Below are 20915 nucleotides of genomic sequence, written 5' to 3' on the forward strand. Positions count from 1 at the left end.
GCCGCTCCCGCCCCCCATTCTGCCTTCGCCCACTTGCACGCGCTAGTTTGCCGTGTTACCTTTTCATCGATTCAACTAGCACGCTCTAGTGAGGAAGTCCCGATGATGTGGCACGCATCCTTTGTTGCTCCGGCCGGCACGTCTGCCCCGGATGACCCCGCGGCATGGTTCCGCCTCGCCTTCGTGGTGGACGAGGCCCCGATCCGCGCCACCCTGGCCGTCACCGCTCTCGGTGTGGTCGAACCCTGGCTCAACGGCGCCCGGGTCGGTGACGAGGTGCTCGCCCCCGGCTGGACGTCCTACCGCCACCGGATCGTCGTCAGCACCCATGACGTGACCGATCGCATCCACACCGGTGAGAACGTGCTGGGCGCCGTCGTCGGCCAGGGCTGGGCGCGCGGACGCCTCGCCGACTGGGATGCCCCCGGCAGCAAGTTCAACCTGTTCGCCGACCGCGCCGCGGTGTTCGCCGAGCTGGAGCTCACCTACGCCGACCGCACGGTGCGCGTCCTCTCCGACGACTTCCGCGTCACCCGCGAGGGCCCTCTCCTCGCCGACAGCATCTACGACGGTGAGGTCTACGACGCGAGGCGCGAGCTGACCGGTTGGTGCGAACCAGGGTACGAGGACGGAACCTGGGCCCCGGCCGAGCGCGTCCCCGTGGACCTCGGCCGGCTCGTGCCCCGCACGTTCGAACCGATCCGCGTGGTCGAGAACCTGGCACCCGTGGCGATCACCACCTCGCCGTCCGGGCGCACGGTCGTCGACGTCGGGCAGAACATCTCCGGGTGGGTGCGGCTGCGGGTCGAGGGCCCGCGGGGCACCACGATCACGCTGCGGCACGCGGAGGTGCTCGAGCACGGCGAGCCCGCCTACGCTCCGCTGCGCTCGGCCCGCGCCACCGACAGCTACACGCTGCGCGGCGGCGGGGTGGAGGAGTGGGAGCCCCGGTTCACCTACCACGGCTTCCGCTACGTGGAGGTGGAGGGCTGGCCGGGTGAGCTGGCGGCGTCCGACCTGACCGCCCGCGTCGTCCACAGCGACATGCCGCGCCTCGGCCACTTCACGTCGTCCAGCGATCTCCTCAACCGCTTCCACAGCAACGTGGTGTGGAGCATGCGCGACAACTTCGTCGGCCTGCCCACCGACTGCCCTCAGCGCGACGAACGCCTGGGCTGGACCGGCGACATCCACGCCTTCGCCCCCACCGCCGCGTTCTTGTACGACGTCCGCGGTGTCCTCGGCTCGTGGCTGGACGACCTCGCCGCCGAGCAGGCCGACCGCGGCTTCGTCCCGTGGGTCGTGCCGGACTGCTTCGCCTACGACTCCTCGCCCACGGCCCTGTGGAGCGACGTCGCGGTCGGCCTGCCCTGGGCCCTTTACCGCGCCTACGGCGACCCGGCCATCCTGGAGCGCCAGTACGACTCGATGGTGGCGTTCATCCGCCAGGTCGAGGGGCTGCTGGACGCCGACGGCCTGTGGTCGTCCGGCTTCCAGTTCGGCGACTGGCTCGACCCGGACGCCCCCGCCGACCGGCCGACCGAGGGCAAGACCGACCCGCATCTGGTCGCCCAGGCGTTCTTCGCCCGCATGACGCGGATCATGGCCGACACCGCCGGCGTCCTGGGGCGCGACGCGGACGCCGCGACGTTCACGGCACTGGCCGAGCGCGTCCGGGCGGCGTTCCGCGCCGAGTACGTGACGGCGCACGGCCGGCTGGTGAACGAGTCGGCCACGGCGTACGCGCTGGCGTTGAGCTTCGAGCTGCTGGACGCCGACCAGGTCGAGCGGGCGGGACGCCACCTGGCGCAGATCGTGGCGAAGGACGGCTTCCGCATCGCCACCGGTTTCGCCGGGACGCCGTTGGTGATGGACGCCCTCACCCGCGCCGGGCAGGTGGACACCGCCTATCGCATGCTGCTGTCGACCCAGAGCCCGTCGCTGCTGCACCCCGTGACGCTCGGGGCCACCACGATCTGGGAGCGCTGGGATTCCCTGCTGCCCGACGGCACGGTCAACCCGTCCGGGATGACCTCGTTCAACCACTACGCGCTCGGCGCGGTGGCCGACTGGCTGCACCGCATTGTCGCCGGGCTGGCGCCGGGGGAGGCCGGTTACCGGACGCTCGACGTCGCGCCGCAGCCCGGGCCGGGGCTCGACCACGCCTCGGCGCGGCTCGAGACGCCGCACGGTCCGGCGTCCGCCGGTTGGCGGCGCGAGGGCGACACCGTGACCGTTGACGTGCTCGTCCCGGAGGGCTGCACCGCGCGCGTCGTGCTGCCCGACCACCCGGAGGGCGTCGTGCTGGACGTCGGTGCTGGCGAGCACAGCTGGACCTACGCGATCCCGGTGGTGTCCGCCGTCGAGCTGTCGATGGATTCCACCCTGGCCGACGTCGGCGCCGATCCCGATGCCTGGGGGCGCGTCCGCGCCGCGCTGGACACCTACCTGCCCGGCATCCCCATCGACCCGACCGACCCGCAGGCCGGGTCGGTCACGCTCGCGGGGCTGCTCGGCTTCATCCCCGGTGTGCCCGCCGGGCTCGAGGACGCCCTCCGCGCCGCCGTCGCCGGCGACGAAACCAGCTCCTGACCCGACCGCTCCCCACCCCGAACCACCGCGGCGGTCCGCGCCGCCCGACCCATCCGCACGGCGTCCACGCCGCATCACGAGAGGAACCTCAATGAAGAAGATCCGTTCCACCACCGACAGCCTGGGCGTCGAGAAATCCGTGCGGCCGGGCAACTACCTGGCCGACGCCTTCGCTCAGGTGGCCATGAACTCGATCACCGGCCTTGTCGGCCTGCTCGTGTTCGTCTACACCGACAAGGTGGGCATGGCGGCCGGCACCGCGGGCCTGGCGATCTTCCTCGCCAAGATCGTCGACGCGTTCACCGACCTCGTCATGGGCCCGCTGGTCGACCGGACCAACACCCGCTGGGGCAAGGCCCGGCCCTGGTTCCTGTGGATGGCCCTGCCTGCGGCCGTGGTGGTTCCGCTGCTGTTCACCGTGCCGAGCGGCGCCTCGGACGGCACTCAGCTCGCCTGGGCGCTGGGCACGAACATCTTGGCCACCGGGGTGGTGGCGACCGCGCTCGGCATCCCCTACGCCGTGCTGATGGTGTACGCCACGAAGAGCTCCCAGGAGCGGGGGTCCAGGGGGCTGTTCCGCGCCATCGCGGGTTTCCTGGCAGGGGCGGTGCTGTCCATCTTCGCCGTGCCGTTGTCCAACATGCTCGGCGGTGACCAGGCGGCCTGGCAGAAGCTGGGCATCGCCTTCGGTGTGATCGCGGGGCTGGCGTCCCTCATCGTCTTCCTCGGCACCCGCGAGCGCAACGAGGTGGCCGCCGAGTCGTCGACGGAGGCGGCGCCCCCGGTCCGGGAGGGCCTGTTGTTCCTGCTGCGCAACCCCTACTGGGTGAAGCTGCTGATTTTCGGTCTGCTCGCCAACATGGTGTGGGGTCTCGGCGGCGCGTCGGGTGTCTACTGGGCCAAGTGGGTGATGGGGGATGAGAACATCGTCGCCCTGCTCGGCACCGTCGGGCTGCTGCCCTACGTTGTCGGCTTCGCCGCCATCGGCCCGCTCAACAAGCGGTTCGGCCTCACCAATGTGCTGCGCTGGAGCCTGGTGCTCACGGTCGTGTCGTTCGTGATCCGTTCGCTCGCGCCCGCCAACCTGACCGTCGTGCTCGTCGGCGGCGCGCTCGGTGGGCTCGGTGGCATCGCCATGATGGTGAACACCATCGTGCTGGTGTCGCTCATCGCGGAATGGAACGAGCTGAAGTTCGGCCACAACCTCGCCGGCCTGAATGCCAGCGCCAGCAACTTCGGTGGCAAGATCGGCGCCGGCGTGGGCGCGGCGATGATCGGCTGGATCCTGGCGGCCACCGCCTACGACCCGTCCCTGCCCGCGCAGGAGACCCCGGCCTACCTGGGCATCCTTGCGTTCTCGATGTGGATCCCCGGACTGCTGGCGCTGATCCAGTGGCTGCTGCTGTGGCGCTTCGACCTGGAGAAGATCTACCCGGGCGTCATTGCCGAGCTGGAGGAGCGTCGTGCGGCAGCCCGGGCGGACGCCGCCGCCGTCGCAGCGGAGTGACGCCGCCCCGGCACTGGTGAGGAGCGAGGACGCCCGGCCGTCACCGGGTGGGACCGGCCAACGGGCGTCTCGCGCGGGGTACACCTCGCTCCCCTGGGGCCGCGGGGCTCCCTTGTCGTAGCGCTGCTCCCCGGCTTGGGACACTTCGCTCCCCGAGCATGGCGATGCTCTCGCAGCACAAAGGGCAGCGCTACGGGCGGGGAGCGAAGTGGGGTTCAAGCGGTCACCTGCGGCTGACGACGGCGTCCTCACCCCAGGACGTCGGCCAGGTCATAGGCCGGGGCGCGCTCGATCTGGTCGAGCAGGCAGGATTCCGGGTCGCGGTCGGGACGCCAGCGCCGGAAGGTCACTGCGTGGCGGAACCGGGCTCCCTCAAGCTGGTCGAAGGCGACCTCGACCACCAGCTCGGGGCGCAGCGGAACGAAGTCACGGACGCCGGCGCGGGTCAGCTGCGCCGGTGCGGGCGCGGCGTCCGCCTCGGATCCGGTGAGCACCAGGGGGGCGAGGGCGTCCACCAACTGGGCGCGCGCGGCGTCCGGCAACGCGCCGATGCCGCCCACCGGCACGAGCACCCCGGAGGTGTACAGCCCGAGGTGCAACGAGCCGACCCCGTGGCCCGACCGTGAGCGGCCGTAACCGATCACGACCGCCTCAGCCGTGCGCTCGTGCTTGACCTTCAGCATCGTTCGACGGCCCGGGGCGTACGGAGAGGCGGTCGGCTTGGCGACCACCCCGTCCAGCCCGGCGCCCTCGAATCGCTCGAACCAGGCCCGGGCCTCGGCCGCGTCGTTCGTCGTGCGGCTCAGGTGGACGCCGGCGTCCGCCATCCCGCCCACCACCTGGGCCAGCGCGTCGCGGCGGGTGGCCTGGGGCAGGCTGGTGAGGTCGACGTCGGCCAGCGCCAGGAGGTCGAAGCAGACGAGCTCGGCGGGGGTCAGCGCGGCCCGCTCGACCACCCGCTTCCGGGCGGGGTGGATGCGCAGGCTGAGGGCCTCCCAGTCGAGACGCTCCGCCCCCGTCGCACCTGTGCGGACGATCAGCTCGGCGTCCAGCACCACCTGCGGCGGCAGGTGGCGACGCGCGGCGTCCGCCACGTCGGGGAAATACTCGGTGAGGCGTTTGCGGCTGCGGCTCCACAGGTCGACGTGGTCGCCGTCGCGGGCGACGATGCAACGGAAGCCGTCCCACTTGGGCTCGTACGCGAATTCTCCGGGGCGGCCCTCCGGGATGTTCGGCACCGACCGCGCCAGCATCGGCTCGATCGGCAGGGCGAGGGGGAGGGCCATCAGGAGATGGGGGCGTCGGCGTCCGTGGATCGCCGGACGACCAGGGTGGGCGTCAGCACGACGTGTTCGCGGGGGCGCTCCGGATCGTCGGACTCGGCCAACAACAACTCCATGGCGCGCGTGCCGATCTCGTGGCTGGGCTGCGCGATGGACGTGAGCGGCACGGCGGCGCCGGCCGCGAAGTCGATGTCGTCGTACCCCACGAGCGCCATGTCCTGCGGCACGCGGACGCCGGCGCCGAGCAGCGCCTGCAGCAGGCCGAGGGCAACGAGGTCGTTGGCGGCGAACAGGGCGGTGGGGCGTTCGGCGGCAGGCCGGTCCAAGAGGCGGAGCCCCGCCTCGCGTCCACACCGCAGGTGCAATGAGCTGACCTCGAGGTGCTCCAGGCGCACGCCGCGCTCACCCGCGGCGCGGCAGGCGCCTTCGAGCCGGTCGGCCACCTGGGGGAGGGAGGACGGCCCACCGACGAAGCCGACGTGGGTGTGGCCGAGGTCGGCGAGATGGGTGAGGGCGAGCTGGCCGCCGAGCACGTCGTCGACCGAGACCGACGAGAAGCGTCCGCCGGTGTGGTCGCGGTCAACCAGCACGCCGGCGATGCCCAGCTGGCGCATGCGGGTCAGGCGCCCGGTGACGTCGCCCACCGGGCTGACGAGAATGCCGCGGACGCGCTGTTGCTCGAACAGCTCGAGGTAGTGATCCTCGCGGGAGGGATCCTCGGCCGAACTGCCGGTGAGGATCGAGATGGCGTGCTCACCGGCATACTGCTCGGCGCCCTCGGCGATGTCGGTGAAGAAGGGGTTGGCGGGGTTCAGCACCAGCAGACCGACCGTGCGGCTCAGGCCGGCGCGCAACTGCCGGGCGGCCTCGTTGCGCACGAACCCGAGCTCGGCGATGGCGTCCAGCACCTTGACGCGCGTGGCTTCGGCGACCTTCTCGGGGCGGTTGAGGACATTCGACACCGTGCCCACGGACAACCCGGCGTGCGCGGCCACGTCCTTCACGCTGACAGCCACGAAGCCTCCCTTGAACCGATCCAGCTGGGGTGAGCGTACCTGACGCGGGGGTGCGGGTGGCGCGTGACCAGGGGGGCGCCGACACGCTGCCTCCGGTCCCGAACTCCGGTTCGGAGCTGGAGTTTGAGACCGAAGTGAGCGTGTCGCGGCACCCCTGGGCGGCGGGGTGCATCATGTGGGCGGTGCGGTGCGCACCGTCGAGAGGGGAGGGACGCGTGGAGGCCCTGCAGATCGTGGTGGCGCTGGGCGTGGCCCTGCTGGTCGGGAGCGTGGTGGCGCGGCGCACCGGCATCGCCTCCCCGATCACGCTCGTCGTGGCCGGGTTGGCGCTGGCGTTGGTGCCCCAGCTGCGCGGCATCGAGTTGCCGGCCGAGGCCGTCCTGGTGCTCTTCCTGCCCATCTTGTTGTTCTGGGAGGCGCTGACCTCGTCGGGACGCCTGCTGCGCCGGTTCTTCCGTGGCATCCTGCTCTCCGGAATCCTGCTCGTCGTCGTGACCGCCGCCGCCATCGCCTGGGTGGCGCACCTGCTGGGCCTGCCCTGGGAGACGGCCTGGATCATCGGCGCCGCCCTTGCACCCACGGACGCCACCGCCGTCGCCGCCCTCGGCCGCGACCTGCCGAGCCGGACGGCCGGCGTCCTGAAGTCGGAGTCCCTGATCAACGACGGCACCGCGCTGGTGCTCTACGCCCTGGCCCTGTCGCTGACGACGCACGAGGAAGCGATCACGCCCGGGCACGTGACGGTGCTGTTCTCCGTCTCGTTCTTCGGCGGCCTGGCCGTGGGGCTGGCGGGTGGGTGGCTGCTGTTCCAGATCCGCCGTCGGCTCACCGATCCGCTGCTCAACGCCGTGTTCATCGTGCTGACGCCGTTCATCCTCTATCTGGTGGCCGAGGAGATGGGGGCCTCCGGGGTCCTGGCCGTGGTCGCCTGTGGTTTGCTCTGGGTGCGGATGTCGCCCCTCGTGGTGAACGCCCAATCGCGCCAGCACGCGACACCGTTCTTCACCCTGACCACCTTTCTGCTCAACGGCGCTCTGTTCGTGCTGATCGGGCTGGAATTGCCCATCGCCGTGGGGGGACTCTCCGCAGCCAGCATCGGCACCGGCATGCTGGTGACGGTGGCGGTGTACGTCGCCATGACAGCAGTGCGGTTCGCCTTCCTCGTGACGAGCGCCTACCTCATCCGGTTCCTCGACCGACGTCCCCACCAGCGGACGCTGCGCACCACCAATCGCGCCCGTGTGGTCAGCACGGTGGCCGGGTTCCGCGGCGCGGTGTCGCTGGCCGTCGCCCTGTCGGTGCCGCTGGCGGCCGACGGTGTGGGCGTCTGGCCCCACCGCGACATGATCGTGTTCGTGGTGGCGGGCGTCGTGGTCACCTCGATCGTGCTCCAGGGTCTGGCCCTGCCCGCGGTGGTGCGGTGGGCCCGGTTGCCACAGGACACCTCCGCCGAGGACGAGCTCGCCCTTGCCCGACGCGTCGCCAGCCGTGAGGCGTTCGACGCGTTGCCGTCCCTGGCCCGGGAGCTGGGCATCGCGTCCGAGGTCATCGACGACGTCACCGCCGAGATCCGCACCCATCTCGAGCAGATCGACCCCGAGGACGAGGAGTTTCGCACCCGGGTCGCCGACGCGCACAGCCAGTACCGGGCCTTGCGCGTGGCGGTGATCGGGCACAAGCGCGCCACGGTCGTCCGGCTGCGCAACGAGGGCACGATCGACGACGCCGTGCTGAGACAGGTGCAGGCGAGCCTCGATCTGGAGGAGGTGCGCCTCACCGGCTCCGGCGCGGTGGAGTGACCGCCACGATGGGCGGACGGTTGACACCGGGAGGCGCATCGCCTAGGCTGCCCATGAATCGTTTCATGGAATGAACCATCGGAATGAGCCACGACGCCAAAGGGGGACGAATGGCCCGCATCTGCTTCCGCTCCCAGGTCAACCCCGCGCTGCTCGACGCCTACAAGGACGCCCACGCGGCGGTCTGGCCCGCCATGCTCGAAGCCCTGCGCGACACCGGCTGGCGCGACTACTCCCTCTTCCTCGACGACGACGGCCTGTTGATTGGCGTCGTCGAGGTGGACGACAGCCTGGACGCGGCGCAGCGCCGGATGGCTGCCACGGAGGTCAACGCCGCCTGGCAGGCAGAGATGGGCGCCCTCTTCGCCGATGCCGACGCGCCTCCCGACGAGGGGTTCGTCACCCTGTCTGAGGTGTTCAACCTCGACGCACAACTCACCGCCGCCGGTCTGCCGACCCACGCCAACTACCCGCCCGCCACCACGTCGACCAGGACAGGAGCCTGACATGACTTTCACGACCGACCAGCTCGCCCAGCTCGAGAAGCTCGCCATCGAGGTCCCGTCGTGGGCCTACGGCAACTCCGGCACCCGCTTCCGCGTGTTCGGCACGCCGGGCACGCCGCGCGACCCGTGGGAGAAGATCGCGGACGCCGCCAAGGTGCACGAGCTGACCGGGCTCGCCCCGGCCGTCGCCCTGCACATCCCGTGGGACAAGGTCGACGACTATGACGCGCTGAAGCAGCACGCCGCCGACCTCGGCGTGAAGATCGGCACGATCAACTCGAACACGTTCCAGGATGACGAGTACAAGTTCGGCTCGCTCGCCAACTCGGACGCCGGCGTCCGGCGCCGCGCGATCGACCACCACCTCGACTGCATCGAGGTGATGAAGGCGACCGGCTCGACCGACCTGAAGATCTGGCTGGCGGACGGCACCAACTACCCGGGCCAGGACGACCTGCGAGCCCGCCAGGACCACATGGCCGAGGCGCTCGCCGAGATCTACGCCCAGCTCGGTGACGACCAACGCCTCGTGCTGGAGTACAAGTTCTTCGAGCCGGCGTTCTACCACACCGATGTGCCGGACTGGGGCACCTCGCTCGTCCAGTGCCTGGCGCTGGGTGACAAGGCGCGGGTCTGCCTCGACACCGGCCACCACGCGCCGGGCACGAACATCGAGTTCATCGTCATGCAGCTCCTGCGGCTCGGACGCCTCGGCAGCTTCGACTTCAACAGCCGGTTCTACGCCGACGACGACCTGATCGTGGGTTCGGCGGATCCGTTCCAGCTCTTCCGCATCATGTACGAGTGCGTGCGCGGTGGTGCGCTGGACGCCGACTCCGGCGTCGTGTTCATGCTCGACCAGTGCCACAACCTCGAGCTCAAGGTGCCCGGCCAGATCCGCTCGGTGCTCAACGTGCAGGAGATGCTCGCCCGGGCGCTGCTCGTCGACCGCGAGGCACTCGGCCAGGCGCAGCAGGACCACGACGTGCTGGCCGCGCACGGCGTCTTCATGGACGCCTTCTCCACCGATGTGCGGGCCGACCTGGCCGCGTGGCGGGAGTCGAAGGGCCTGTCGGCCGACCCGATGGCGGCCTACGCGGCGTCCGGTTACCAGGAGAAGATCACGGCCGAGCGCGTCGGCGGCACGCAGGCGGGCTGGGGCGCCTGAGGCAGCCCTCGCGGACGGGAGACACCATGACGCACCACGCCTTCGCGGCGGCTGATCTCGGCGCCTCCAGCGGGCGGGTGATCCTGGGCCGGTTGGAGGACGGCCAGATCACCCTGGAGGAGATGCACCGCTTCGAGAACGGGCCGGTCCGCTCGCGCGACGGCGCGCTCCATTGGGCGTTCGACGAGCTCGCGGCGGCCGTGCGGGAGGGGTTTGCCCGAGCGCTGGCGGCCGAGCCGGAGCTGGCGAGCGTCGGCATCGACACGTGGGGCGTCGACTACGGCCGCCTGGACGCCGAGGGGCGCCTGCTCGAGCAGCCGTGGTGCTACCGCGACGGGCGCACCGACGGCGTCCCCGAGCGGTTCTTCGCCGACTTCCCGGCCGATCGCCTCTACGCCGAGACCGGCGCCCAGGTGCAGCAGTTCAACACGGTGTTCCAGCTGGCCGCTTCGGGTGCTGAGGGCTGGGATGAGACCGAGACGTTGCTGTTCATCCCCGATTTGCTGAATTATGGGCTGACCAGTGTGGCCGCGTCGGAGGTCACCTTCGCCTCCACGGCGGCGGTGCTCGACGTGGCGGCCCGGCAGTGGTCCGAAGCGGTGTTGGCGCACCTCGAGTCCCGCTACGGGGTGCCCGCCAGCCGCGTCCTGCCGGCGCTCGTGGAACCGGGGACGGTGCTGGGCCCCACGGCCGATGGGGTGCTGGCCCGGCCGGTGCCGGTGGTGGCGGTCGGGTCGCACGACACAGCGTCCGCGGTCGTGTCCGTGCCCGCCACGACCGAGCGGTTCGCCTACATCAGCTCGGGCACATGGTCGCTGGTGGGTCTGGAGCTGGCCGCACCCGTGCTGACGCCGGAGAGCGCGGCGGCGAATTTCACCAACGAGCTCGGCGTCGACGGCACGGTGCGCTACCTCAAGAACGTCATGGGCCTGTGGGTGCTCCAGGAGTGCGCCCGCACCTGGCGCGAGGCCGACATCGAGATCAGCTGGGCCGAGCTCGTCGACCTGGCGGCGGACGCCCCTGCGCTCGCCTGCGTCGTCGACATCGATGACCCCCGGTTGCTCAAGCCGGGCAACATGCTCGGACGCCTCACCCAGCTCGCCCGCGAGACCGGCCAGTCGCTGCGGCCCGACCCGGGGGCGGTGGCGCGGTGCATCCTGGATTCGCTGGCGCTGGCCTATCGGGACGCGATCCGGTCGGCCTGCGCGCTGTCGGGCCACGCGGTCGACGTCGTGCACATCGTCGGGGGCGGATCGCAGAACCAGCTGCTGTGCCAGCTCACCGCCGAGGCGACCGGCCTGCCCGTCGTCGCGGGCCCGGCGGAGGGCACCGCGCTGGGCAACCTGCTGGTGCAGGCGCGGGCCGTCGGCGCCATCGAGGGCGGGCTGGACGCCCTGCGCCGCGTGGCGATCGCGTCCTCGGACGTGCGGCGCTATCGGCCCGGCGTCCTGCCGATCCCCGCGCACCGCTGGGACGAGGCCCGCAGCCGTTTCTGACCGGCGCTCGTTGGTCGGTGCCGGCGGTCACGGCGCCGGGACGGTGACCTCCCGGTCGCGTTTGGCGACCCGGCCGCCGCGTTTGAACGACACCCACGAGCGGACGGAGTCGGCGCTCAGACAGAGCAGGACGAGGACGCCCACCGAGCTGGTGAGCACCGAATCCAGGTTGGCGCGGGCGACGCTGACATCGATGAGGTCGCTCACCGTGGTGACCGCGATCAAACTCATCACGATGAGCTTCGCCCAGCGGCGGCGCAACAGGATGAGCGTGCAGAGGCCGAGGAGCAGCAGCATGAAGGCGACGGCCGCGAGGTTGACGGCGAGTTCGATCTCGTCGTCGGCGGCCAGGGTGCGTCCGGCGCCGGTCACCCACCACCAGACTCCGAACCAGACGGTCTGACCGAGCAGGAGGGTCAGTGCCACGATCAGGGGCAGGGGTGGGACGCCGTGGCTGCGGGCGGGTCGGTGGGCGGGGAGGCGGGTCGGCTCCTCGCGGCGGGTCTCGGCGCCGTGGACGTTGAGGATGGGGAGGTCACCGTCGGTGCGGATGCGGTCGCCGCCGCCGTTGCGGGCGTGGTAGGAGGTCGAGAAGTCTTGGATGACGTCGATTCCCACCTCCGGGTCGGCGTAGCGCACTGAATTGACGATGTAGTCGCGCTCCAGGTCGATGTTCTCGTCGATCTTGTGCGTGAACTGGCCGGTGAACATCGACAGCCCGACCGACCGGTCGAAGGTGCCGGCCGCGAGCCACTCGACGCCCCGCCCGCCCGGCAGGAGCCAGCCCGGCGGCGTCCGCCAGAACCGGACGTGGTGGCGCTGGGAAACGGTGTTGTCCACCTCCTGCTGGTAGGCGAAGGCATGGCGCTCGCCGAACAAGAACAGGCTCGACACCGGCGCTTCGGGATAGGAGCGCCGCAGCAGGGCGGACGCGATCATGCCCCCCGCGGACCGGACGGTGATCTCGTCGGCCAGCACCCAGCCGGCGCCCTGCAGGGCCGCGTGGATGTCGCGCTCGTCGCCGTTGAGGGCGAGGTTGATGGGGTCGCCGAGCAGGCCGTCGCCAGTGCGGGTGCGGCCGATGAAGTACTCGGGGACGTACAGCAGGGTGAAGAACTGGTGCAGGCGGGGCAGGGCGAGATAGGTCAACAATGCCCAGAACACGACGAGGTAGAGCAGCCGCGACCACGACAGCGAGATGCCCTGCACGAGCAGGACCGCTGCGAACCACAGGGTGAGCACCATGGCGACGGCAATGAAGAACGAGTCGACCACCCGGTGCACGGACACGCGACGCTCCGCTCACCTTCTGCGGCGCCACCTCGCCGTAGGACGGTGGGCGGGCGGGAACGGGGTACCGGGCGACCACGCGTCCATCATGCCGGATCCCTGGGGGCCGGACGCCGGGGCGGCCTTGTGTTCGCTGCGGGTGAGGCGCGGGGGGAACCCCCGCCGTCCCCGCGAGACGCGCCCTGTTTAGTGGGGAATGGGGACGGGTGATCGAAAAGTTGTCCACAGATCCTAGTGATCTCCCTGTGATGGAAGGAAAAGTGTCGGCGGCTGCTTGTAGCGTTCTCGGTATGGAACAGGAGGAGTGCGCGGGGTTGGGCGACGCCGAGCTGGTGTCGCTGATCGGGGGTGCGGTGGACGCGCTGACCGCGGACCGGCTGCGCCTTCGTTCGGACGCCGAGCAGCTGGTCCTGCTGCTGGACGGGTTGCGTCTGGCCGGGCGGTTGCAGGGCTGGATCGCCAGGTTGGCGGCCCAGGTGGAGGAGGATTCGGTCGCCTGGCGCGAGCACGGCACGTCTGCGTCGACGTGGTTGATGGACGCCGCTCGGCTGACGCGCGCCGAGGCGGCGCGACTCATCGGCAGCGGGCAGCGGCTGGCGCGGTTCGTCGAGGTCGGGGCAGCCGTGGGGTCGGGCACGGTGTCGCCCGGTCAAGCCGAGGCCATCACCGCCGTGTTGGAGGCGCTGCCGGAGGACATGCCGTGCGCGCTGGTGGATGAGGCGCAGGAGATGATGATCGGCTTCGCGGCGACCCACAACGCGACCGAGCTGCGCCGGCTGTCCGGGCGCTTGCTGGAGCTGCTGGCACCGGAGATCTGTGAGGAGCGGGAGGCTGCCAGGCTCGAACGCGAGCACGCGATGGCGATGCGTGCCCGGCACCTGACCTTCACCGACGACCATCGGGGGTCGGTGCTGATCAAGGGTTCGCTGCCGGTGGGGCAGGCAGAGCCGCTGGTGGCGATGGTGGACGCCTGGGCCGAGGCGCAACGCCGCGGGCTGGAGGCGCTCGATCCGGCCGCGACGCCGGTGTCGCCGGCCATGCGCCGGGCGGACGGTCTGATCGCGATGGTGGACGCCCTCGCGCGGACGCAGCTGTCACCTAAGCACGGCGGAGACAGGCCGCGGGTGGTCGTCACCCTGACCTGGGAGGATCTGCGCCGCGCCGCCGGCATGGCGACGGATGGCGGACCACTGCCGGGGCAGGTTGCGGCATGCGGCGTCCGCCCGCTGCGGGGGAGGCTGGTGGGCTCGGGCGTGCCCATCGACGCCGGCACCCTGCGGCGCTGGTTGTGCGACTGTGAGGTGCTCCCCGTCGTGCTCGGCGGCCGCTCGGAGGTGCTCGACCAGGGCCGCGCCAAGCGGCTCGTGACCGACGAGCAGCGGGTGGCGCTGGCGGTGCGCGACGGTGGCTGTGTCTTCCCCGGTTGTCCGGCTGCGCCGCAGGCGTGTCACGCGCACCACATCGTGCCCTGGTGGGCCGGGGGTCCGACCGACCTGTCGAACCTCGTCCTCGTGTGCCCCCATCACCACGCCACCGTCGAGCCGAGCCATGATCCCGACGCAGACCGGTGGCAGGTGCGCCTGCCCGAACACGGCCCGGCCGAGGTGATTCCCCCGCGACGCGTCGACCCCACCGGCCGCCCGCGACGGCACGCCCGGTTCCTCACCCCGCTGCGGACGTGAGGGGCACCCCAGCGTGCCGCACGGGTGTGGGTGAGGGACAGCTTGGCCTGGGCGTTTCAGGTGTCGAGGGCCAGGGCTCGCCGCACGAGGGGCACGAGTTCGGGTACGGCGAGGTCCAGGTGCTCGACCTCCGCCAAGGTAAACCAGCCGATCTGGTCGTGCTCGTGGGGGGCCATGTTCATCGGCTCGCCCGACCAGGCGCGCGCCACGAAGGCGTGCGTCTCGGTGCCGGGCACGTCGACCGGCACGCGGAGAAGTTCCAGCTGGGTGGCCACCACGCCCACCTCCTCGGTCAGCTCCCGGCGGGCGGCGTCGGAGGGGTCCTCACCCTCCTCGAGGTGGCCGCCGGGGAGGTCCCACACGTCGGGGTACCAGCGCCGGTCGGGGTGGCGGTGAACCAGCAGGGCGGTGTCGTCGCGGACGAGGACGCAGAACGCGACGCGGTGATCCATGGGGCCATCCTCGCCGGGGGAGGGTTCGGCGACAAGCGATGCAGAGGAGGGTCTCGACCGGGCCGGGAAGCTGTGATAGATTTTGTGACAAGAACAACATCTCACACGCGCTGGTGGGGAGAGGGTGGCATGTCCGTCGGATCGCTGGGAGCGCAGGTGCGTCGCGGGCGCATCCGCGACCTGCTTGCGTCCGGGGGCTCGCTCGATCTGAGCTGGGCCGCCGATGAGCTCGGCGTCAGCGAGATGACCATCCGGCGTGACCTGCTGGAGTTGGAGCGTCAAGGGCTGGCGCGCCGCGTCCGCGGGGGAGCCGTGGCCGTGGCGCCGGAACTGTTCGAACGCCGCGCCGCCCAACACCACACGGCCAAGCTGCGGATCGCCACGAAGCTGCGCACCCTGCTGCCGGCCCAAGGCGTGGTCGCGATGGACTCCTCCTCCACCGTCCACCGCTTCGCCCTCGAGATCGCCGCCCCCGAGATCACCGTCCTCACCCCCGGGATCGAGACGTTCCAGGCTCTGCGCGGACGGGTGGGACGCGCGTTGCTCACCGGCGGGGAGTGGGAGGAGGCCACCGGGTCGTTCATCGGCCCGCTTGCCGTGCGCGCGGTCGACGCCCTGCACGCGGACGTCACGTTCCTGTCCGCCTCGGGCCTCGATCCCGAGCGCGGCGCGCTTGAGTCCACTCTGGAGAACGCCGAGGTCAAGCGCGCCCTGCGCCGCTCCAGCGCCACTGTCGTGCTGGCCGCGGACGCCTCCAAGCTCGGCCAACCCGCCGCCGCCCTCGCCCTGACGCTGGCCGAGATCGACGTCCTCGTCACCGACCTCGACCCGGCCGACCCGGTCCTCGACCCCTACCGCGCCCATCTGGACCTGCTGTGACCCCGGCCAAAGAACTGCCACTCACCGAGCAATCACTCAACGAACAGTCACTCAACGAATCAGTCACCGAAGAAGGAGCCATGAGCGACCTCCCCGTCGTCAACACCCATGTCCACGTCCCGCCCAACTTCTCCGCGTTCGGCACGCCGACGGAGGTGATCGAGGCCGCCGTCGCCCAGGGCGTCCGGGCGCTGGGCATCTCGAACTTCTACGACCAGCAGGTCTACGCCCGCTTCGACGCCGAGGCCCGCGAGGCCGGCATCGTGCCCCTGTTCGGTCTCGAGTTCATCACCCTCGACCCGGCGTTGGAGGCCGACGGCGTCCGCGTGAACGACCCGGCCAACCCGGGTCGCATCTACTTCTGCGGCAAGGGCATCAGCCCCTTCAAGGACAAGTCGGACGCCGCTGAGGCCACCGCCACCGAGATCCGCTCCGGCAACGACGCCCGCGCCGAGGCCATGGTCAGCCAGCTCACCGAGCACTTCACCCAGCACGGCGTCCCCACCGAGCTGGACGCCGCCACCGTCGCGGCGGCTGTCGCCGAACGTGGCGACGTGCCCCCGGAGTGGGTCTCCCTGCAGGAGCGTCACGTCGCGCGCGCCTACCAGGAGGTCATCGCCGATCTGCCCGAGGCCGAGCAGGCCGACGCGGTGGCCCGCGTCTACGGCGCACCCGCCAAGGCCCACCCCGGTGACGCCGTCGCCACGCAGGGCGAGATCCGCAGCCGCCTCATCAAGGCCGGCACGCCGGGCTTCGTGCCCGAGGTGCCGCTGTCGTTCGAGGACGCCTACGCCTACGTCCTGGCCATGGACGGCATCCCCACCTACCCGATCCTGGCCGACGGTGCCCCCGAGCTGAGCCCCTTCGAGTGGCCGCCGGCCACGCTGGCGTCCCACCTCGTCGAGCGCGGCGTCTACGCCGCCGAACTCATCCCGGCCCGCAACCGCAGCGAGGTGGTCACCGCCTACGTCGAGGAGCTGACCGCCCACGGCATCATCGTCATGGGCGGCACCGAGCACAACACGCTCGACCGCATTTCGCTCGACCCGGCCTGCGCCGACGGACCCCTGCCGGACGCCGCCCGCGCCGCCTTCTTCGAGGCGACCTGCGTCGTCGCCGCCCACCAGCACTTGGTGGCGCAGGGGGAACCCGGCTACGTGGACGCCACCGGCGGCATCGCCACCGGCACGGCCGCCGACGCCGCAGCACGCCGCGCCGAACTCGCCGAGCTGGGTGCCCAGCTCATCGGACGCTGAAGGGAATCCGCCATGACGCAGACCACCGACACCACTCCCACTGACACCACTCACCCCGACATCACCCGCGCCCACCGTGATCACCGGCTGACCGCCGAGCTCATCGAGCTCTCGAACCGCTTCGGCGCCGACCCGGCCTACGTGCGGGCCGGTGGGGGCAACAGCTCGGTGAAGATCGACGGCATCCTCCACATCAAGCCCTCCGGCACCCCGCTCGCCACCCTGACAGCCGACGACCTGGTGCCGCTGCGCAACGACGTCCTGCTCCAGGCGCTCGCCTCGGACGAGGAGGTGGAGGGCGACCCCGTCCGCGCCGCCGCCCAGAAGGCCCAGGTCGGCAACCCGACGCGGCGCCCCTCGGTGGAGATCCTGTTCCACGCCCTCATCGACGATCCGCTGGTGCTGCACCTCCACCCGGTCACGGCCAACGCCCTCACCTGCAACGAGGACGGGGAGTCGCTGGCCGCGGAGCTGTTGGGTGACGATGCCGTCTGGGTGCCCTACATCGATCCCGGGGTGCCGCTGGCCGTTGGGGTCCAGGAGGCGCGCGCGGCCTACACACAACGCATGGGCAACAAGCCGCCGAAGGTGACCCTGCTGGGCAACCACGGCATCATCGTCGCGGGCGCCAGCGCCGCGGACATCACGGCCGAGACCAAGCGCGTCACCGCGCTCATCGCCGGTGCCATCGACGCCGCCGACCCCGTGCCCGCGGCGCCCGAGCAGGACGCGGCCCGGACGGCGTCCGTCATCAACGCCGTGGCCCCGCGCCTGCGCGGCCTGCTCGGCTCGGACGCCGGCCCGGCCGTGGTCACCGCCGACACGTCCGACCTCGCCCGCTCGATCACGGCCGAGGACGCGATCGTGACCGGGGGTCCGATGATCCCCGACCAGATCGTCTACGCCGGCTCGTTCCCGCTCGTCGTCGACCTGCCGGACCCCGAGGCTGCGGCCGACACCCTCGCGACCGCCCTGGCGGCCCATCGCGCCGAACACGGCCGCGACCCCGTCGTCACGGTGCTGCCGGGCATCGGCGTGCTCGGCGCCGGAACCGACCTGGCCAAGGCTGACAACGCCCTGCGCGTGTACCTCGACCACGCGGTCGTCGCCCGCGACGCCGACCGCATCGGCCGCGTCCGGGCCATGGACGCCCGCGAGCGCCGCTTCATCGAGACCTGGGAGGCCGAGGCCTACCGTCAGGCCCAGGCCGCCCAGGGCGCGGTCGGACGCCTCGCGGGCCGGGTCGCCCTGGTCACCGGCGCCGCCCAGGGCTTCGGCCTCGGCATCACCGAGGCGCTGCTGGCCGAGGGGGCGTCCGTCCTGCTCGCCGACCTCAACATCGAGCTGGCGACCGCCAACGCCGAGCGATTGGCGTCCGAGCACGGCGCGGGGCGGGCCCGCGCGGTCGCGATGAACGTGGCCGACGCCGACTCCTGCGAGGCGGCGGTCGCCAAGGCCGTCCAGATCTACGGCGGCATCGACCTGCTCGTGTCGAACGCCGGCATCGTGCGCTCCGAGGGCGTCATGAGCCAGCCGGTGGCCGACTTCGATCTGGTCACCAACGTCAACTACCGCGGTTACTTCCTGTGCGTGCGGGCCGTGGCGCCCGTCATGGCGGCCCAGCGCGGGGCCGATCCGTCGCGCTGGCTCGACATCGTCGAGGTCAACAGCAAGTCGGGCCTGGAGGGTTCGAAGCGCAACTTCGCCTATGCCGGCAGCAAGTTCGGCGGCATCGGCCTCACCCAGAGTTTCGCGCTCGAGCTGGTCGAGTACGGCATCAAGGTCAACGCCGTGTGCCCCGGCAACTTCCTGGACGGGCCGCTGTGGTCCGATCCCGAGCGGGGGCTGTTCGTCCAGTACCTCGCCGCAGGCAAGGTGCCCGGCGCCACGACGGTCGAGGACGTGCGGCGCTTCTACGAGGCAAAGGTCCCCATGGGCCGCGGCTGCACCCCCGCCGACGTGGCCCGCGCCATCGTCTACATCGTCGAACAAACCTACGAGACCGGCCAGGCCGTGCCCGTCACCGGCGGCCAGAACATGCTCAACTGAGGAGATCGTCATGAACCAGACCCCTACGGGCACGCCCGCCCAGCCGATTCCCGCCACCCAGCACGCCGTGCAGATCGTCGGCGTCGACGAGATCGTCGTCAACACCGCCAAGCCGGTCGACCCGGTCGGGCCGACGCAGCTGCTGCTCCAGGTCGAGGCCTGCGGCATCTGCTTCTCCGACACCAAGCTGCTGCACGCCTTCGAGACCCACCCGCGCAAGGTCGACGTCGTGTCCGGCCTCACGCCCGCACAGCTCGCCGAGATCCCCTCCTACCACCCCGGTTCGGCGCCGACGGTGCCCGGGCACGAGCCCGTGGGCCGCATCGTGGCCATCGGGGACGCCGTCGAGCACTTCTCGGTCGGCGACCGCGTCCTCGTGCAGGCCGACTGGAAGCACCTCAAGACCGCCCGCTCCAACGGGGCCTTCGGCTACAACTTCGAGGGCGCCCTGCAGGAGTACGTCGTCATCGACGAGCGCTGTGTGGTCTCACCCGACGGCGAGGAGTTCCTGCTCCACGTGGCCGAGGAGCCCTCGGCCGCCGCCGTGGGGCTCATCGAGCCCTGGGCCACGGTGGAGGCCGCCTACGCCGCGTCCGAGCGCCAGGGCCTGCAGCCCGGCGGTCGCCTGCTCCTCGTGGCCGACGCCGACACCGACACCGCCGGTGCCCACGCGCTCAGCGAGGCCGCCGGATGCGAGGTGACGCTGGCGACGGCCGACGGGCTCGACCTGGTCGCCGGCCAGACCTTCGACGACATCATCTACTACGGCTCGGACGCCGCCACCCTGGGCGAGCTCGGCCAGCTGCTGGGCCTGCGCGCCATCCTGAACGTGGTGCTCGACGGGGCGAGGATCGACGGGCCCGTGCAGGTCGACGTCGGCCGCGTCCACTACGACTACATCCGCTACTGCGGCACCACCGGCTCCGACCCGGCCGAGGGCTACACCTGGCTCCCGGCCACCGGCGAGATCCGGGCCGGGGACGCCGTCGCCGTCGTCGGCGCCGCGGGTCCGATGGGGCTCATGCACACCATGCGGGCCGTGACGCTGGGATCGGAGGGGATCGACGTGGCCTCCGTCGTCGCGACCGACCTCAACGACGACCGGCTGGCGCACCTGGCGTCCGAGATCGATCCGGTCGCGGCCGAGCGCGGCGTGAAGGTCAGCTACGTCAACACCGGCGAGGAGCAGCTCCAGCCGGGGTTCGACTACCTCGCCTGCATGGTGCCCGTGCCGGCGCTCGTGGCCCAAGCCGTCGAGCTGGCCGGCCCCGGCGGCGTCGTGAACGCCTTCGCCGGCATCCCGGCTGGCACCTTCGGCGAGGTCAATCTGCAGCACCTCATCGAGAACCGGGTGTTCCTGTTCGGCACCTCCGGGTCGGACGTGAAGGACATGGCCACCGTGCTGCGCAAGATCGAGGCCGGCATCGTCGACACCACGATCTCGCTGGACGCGGTCTGCGGCATCGCCGGCTTCGACGACGCCATCAACGCGGTGATGAACCGCACCTCGGGCGGCAAGATCATGGTCTTCCCGCAGCTGCACGACCTGCCGTTCACCCGGCTGGTCGATCTCGCCGGAATCCGGCCCGACGTCGCCGACAAGCTGGCCGACGGCCGCTGGACCGTCGAGGCCGAGAAGGCGCTGCTGGGCCGCTGAACACCGGCCGGGCCACCCCTGGTCCACGCCACCTCGGTCCACGCCACCTCGCTCCCCGGCCTCCGCGCCGCTCTTCCTGCACGAAGGGCACCGCGGCGGCCGGGGAGAGCGGTGCGCCGGCTGCAGGGCGCGCGCTGCGCCGCCGACCATGAGAATTTGCGGCCCAAACTGCTGTGAACAGGCTTTTTCCCCTCGCTCGTCATGAGGGGCGCTAACATCACCTCCTGTGGGTGATCCCCACGCCACAAAGACAGCAACTGCAGGACGCAGGCCCACCCGCTCG

Annotated in this window: 15 protein-coding genes; 11 read left to right on the forward strand and 4 right to left on the reverse strand. The window is 71.3% G+C overall.

Annotated features, from left to right (window positions below; translation table 11 throughout):
- The first annotated feature begins 102 nt into the window (after nt 1-102).
- Nucleotides 103-2592: an alpha-L-rhamnosidase gene (locus IFY26_RS09115; RefSeq protein ID WP_232548692.1), complete on the forward strand. Its 2490-nt coding sequence runs from the start codon at nt 103-105 to the stop codon at nt 2590-2592.
- A gap of 91 nt (nt 2593-2683) precedes the next feature.
- On the forward strand, nt 2684-4099 hold the full coding sequence (locus IFY26_RS09120; protein ID WP_232548693.1) for an MFS transporter: 1416 nt from the start codon (nt 2684-2686) through the stop codon (nt 4097-4099).
- Between the two features lie 248 nt (nt 4100-4347).
- On the opposite strand, the gene IFY26_RS09125 is transcribed toward IFY26_RS09120, so the two are convergent.
- A complete protein-coding gene (locus IFY26_RS09125) occupies nt 4348-5385 on the reverse strand; it encodes an ATP-dependent DNA ligase (RefSeq protein ID WP_232548694.1) in 1038 nt (345 codons plus the stop codon).
- Nucleotides 5385-6398 carry a LacI family DNA-binding transcriptional regulator gene (locus tag IFY26_RS09130; protein ID WP_232548695.1) on the reverse strand — a complete coding sequence of 338 codons (1014 nt, stop codon included), beginning with the start codon at nt 6396-6398 and terminating at the stop codon, nt 5385-5387. The genes IFY26_RS09125 and IFY26_RS09130 overlap by 1 nt, the downstream gene beginning before the upstream one ends.
- A gap of 215 nt (nt 6399-6613) precedes the next feature.
- Between IFY26_RS09130 and IFY26_RS09135 the strand changes: the two genes are divergently transcribed.
- The 4 genes from IFY26_RS09135 to IFY26_RS09150 all read left to right on the forward strand — a co-directional run bounded on the left by IFY26_RS09135 (nt 6614) and on the right by IFY26_RS09150 (nt 11367).
- The gene (locus IFY26_RS09135; protein WP_232548696.1) at nt 6614-8197 is read left to right on the forward strand and encodes a Na+/H+ antiporter; all 1584 of its coding nucleotides are present in this window, start codon (nt 6614-6616) and stop codon (nt 8195-8197) included.
- Nucleotides 8198-8307: 110 nt separating this feature from the next.
- Nucleotides 8308-8703: an L-rhamnose mutarotase gene (locus tag IFY26_RS09140; RefSeq protein ID WP_232548697.1), complete on the forward strand. Its 396-nt coding sequence runs from the start codon at nt 8308-8310 to the stop codon at nt 8701-8703.
- A 1-nt stretch (nt 8704) separates the two neighbouring features.
- The gene (rhaI, locus tag IFY26_RS09145) at nt 8705-9871 is read left to right on the forward strand and encodes an L-rhamnose isomerase (RefSeq protein ID WP_232548698.1); all 1167 of its coding nucleotides are present in this window, start codon (nt 8705-8707) and stop codon (nt 9869-9871) included.
- 26 nt (nt 9872-9897) lie between these two features.
- Nucleotides 9898-11367: a rhamnulokinase gene (locus tag IFY26_RS09150; protein ID WP_232548699.1), complete on the forward strand. Its 1470-nt coding sequence runs from the start codon at nt 9898-9900 to the stop codon at nt 11365-11367.
- Between the two features lie 27 nt (nt 11368-11394).
- On the opposite strand, the gene IFY26_RS09155 is transcribed toward IFY26_RS09150, so the two are convergent.
- Nucleotides 11395-12657, reverse strand: coding sequence for an LssY C-terminal domain-containing protein (locus IFY26_RS09155; RefSeq protein WP_232548700.1), 1263 nt, complete (start codon nt 12655-12657; stop codon nt 11395-11397).
- Nucleotides 12658-12947: 290 nt separating this feature from the next.
- Here IFY26_RS09155 and IFY26_RS09160 point away from each other — a divergent pair, with 290 nt between their 5' ends.
- Nucleotides 12948-14339 (forward strand): HNH endonuclease signature motif containing protein, encoded by a 1392-nt coding sequence (locus IFY26_RS09160; protein ID WP_232548701.1) that lies wholly within the window; start codon nt 12948-12950, stop codon nt 14337-14339.
- 56 nt (nt 14340-14395) lie between these two features.
- On the opposite strand, the gene IFY26_RS09165 is transcribed toward IFY26_RS09160, so the two are convergent.
- Complete coding sequence (locus IFY26_RS09165; protein WP_232548702.1) at nt 14396-14791, reverse strand: NUDIX hydrolase; 396 nt, start codon at nt 14789-14791, stop codon at nt 14396-14398.
- 129 nt (nt 14792-14920) lie between these two features.
- Between IFY26_RS09165 and IFY26_RS09170 the strand changes: the two genes are divergently transcribed.
- The 4 genes from IFY26_RS09170 to IFY26_RS09185 all read left to right on the forward strand — a co-directional run bounded on the left by IFY26_RS09170 (nt 14921) and on the right by IFY26_RS09185 (nt 20632).
- Nucleotides 14921-15670 (forward strand): DeoR/GlpR family DNA-binding transcription regulator, encoded by a 750-nt coding sequence (locus tag IFY26_RS09170; RefSeq protein ID WP_232548703.1) that lies wholly within the window; start codon nt 14921-14923, stop codon nt 15668-15670.
- 80 nt (nt 15671-15750) lie between these two features.
- On the forward strand, nt 15751-16926 hold the full coding sequence (locus tag IFY26_RS09175; protein WP_232548704.1) for a hypothetical protein: 1176 nt from the start codon (nt 15751-15753) through the stop codon (nt 16924-16926).
- A 12-nt stretch (nt 16927-16938) separates the two neighbouring features.
- A complete protein-coding gene (locus IFY26_RS09180) occupies nt 16939-18975 on the forward strand; it encodes an SDR family NAD(P)-dependent oxidoreductase (protein ID WP_232548705.1) in 2037 nt (678 codons plus the stop codon).
- 10 nt (nt 18976-18985) lie between these two features.
- Entirely contained in the window at nt 18986-20632 is a 1647-nt protein-coding gene (locus IFY26_RS09185; RefSeq protein WP_232548706.1) for an alcohol dehydrogenase catalytic domain-containing protein, read from the forward strand.
- Nucleotides 20633-20915: the final 283 nt, after the last annotated feature.

The organism is Propioniciclava soli (assembly GCF_014858005.1).
GTDB lineage: Bacteria > Actinomycetota > Actinomycetes > Propionibacteriales > Propionibacteriaceae > Propioniciclava > Propioniciclava soli.

What these genes read in the sequence shown, in the direction of transcription:
- IFY26_RS09165 (WP_232548702.1), bottom strand. Translation starts at nt 14,791, where the DNA reads ATGGATCACCGCGTCGCGTTCTGCGTCCTCGTCCGCGACGACACCGCC.
- IFY26_RS09125 (WP_232548694.1), bottom strand. Translation starts at nt 5,385, where the DNA reads ATGGCCCTCCCCCTCGCCCTGCCGATCGAGCCGATGCTGGCGCGGTCG.
- IFY26_RS09150 (WP_232548699.1), top strand. Translation starts at nt 9,898, where the DNA reads ATGACGCACCACGCCTTCGCGGCGGCTGATCTCGGCGCCTCCAGCGGG.
- IFY26_RS09175 (WP_232548704.1), top strand. Translation starts at nt 15,751, where the DNA reads ATGAGCGACCTCCCCGTCGTCAACACCCATGTCCACGTCCCGCCCAAC.
- IFY26_RS09140 (WP_232548697.1), top strand. Translation starts at nt 8,308, where the DNA reads ATGGCCCGCATCTGCTTCCGCTCCCAGGTCAACCCCGCGCTGCTCGAC.
- IFY26_RS09115 (WP_232548692.1), top strand. Translation starts at nt 103, where the DNA reads ATGATGTGGCACGCATCCTTTGTTGCTCCGGCCGGCACGTCTGCCCCG.
- IFY26_RS09160 (WP_232548701.1), top strand. Translation starts at nt 12,948, where the DNA reads ATGGAACAGGAGGAGTGCGCGGGGTTGGGCGACGCCGAGCTGGTGTCG.
- IFY26_RS09180 (WP_232548705.1), top strand. Translation starts at nt 16,939, where the DNA reads ATGACGCAGACCACCGACACCACTCCCACTGACACCACTCACCCCGAC.
- rhaI (WP_232548698.1), top strand. Translation starts at nt 8,705, where the DNA reads ATGACTTTCACGACCGACCAGCTCGCCCAGCTCGAGAAGCTCGCCATC.
- IFY26_RS09170 (WP_232548703.1), top strand. Translation starts at nt 14,921, where the DNA reads ATGTCCGTCGGATCGCTGGGAGCGCAGGTGCGTCGCGGGCGCATCCGC.
- IFY26_RS09185 (WP_232548706.1), top strand. Translation starts at nt 18,986, where the DNA reads ATGAACCAGACCCCTACGGGCACGCCCGCCCAGCCGATTCCCGCCACC.
- IFY26_RS09120 (WP_232548693.1), top strand. Translation starts at nt 2,684, where the DNA reads ATGAAGAAGATCCGTTCCACCACCGACAGCCTGGGCGTCGAGAAATCC.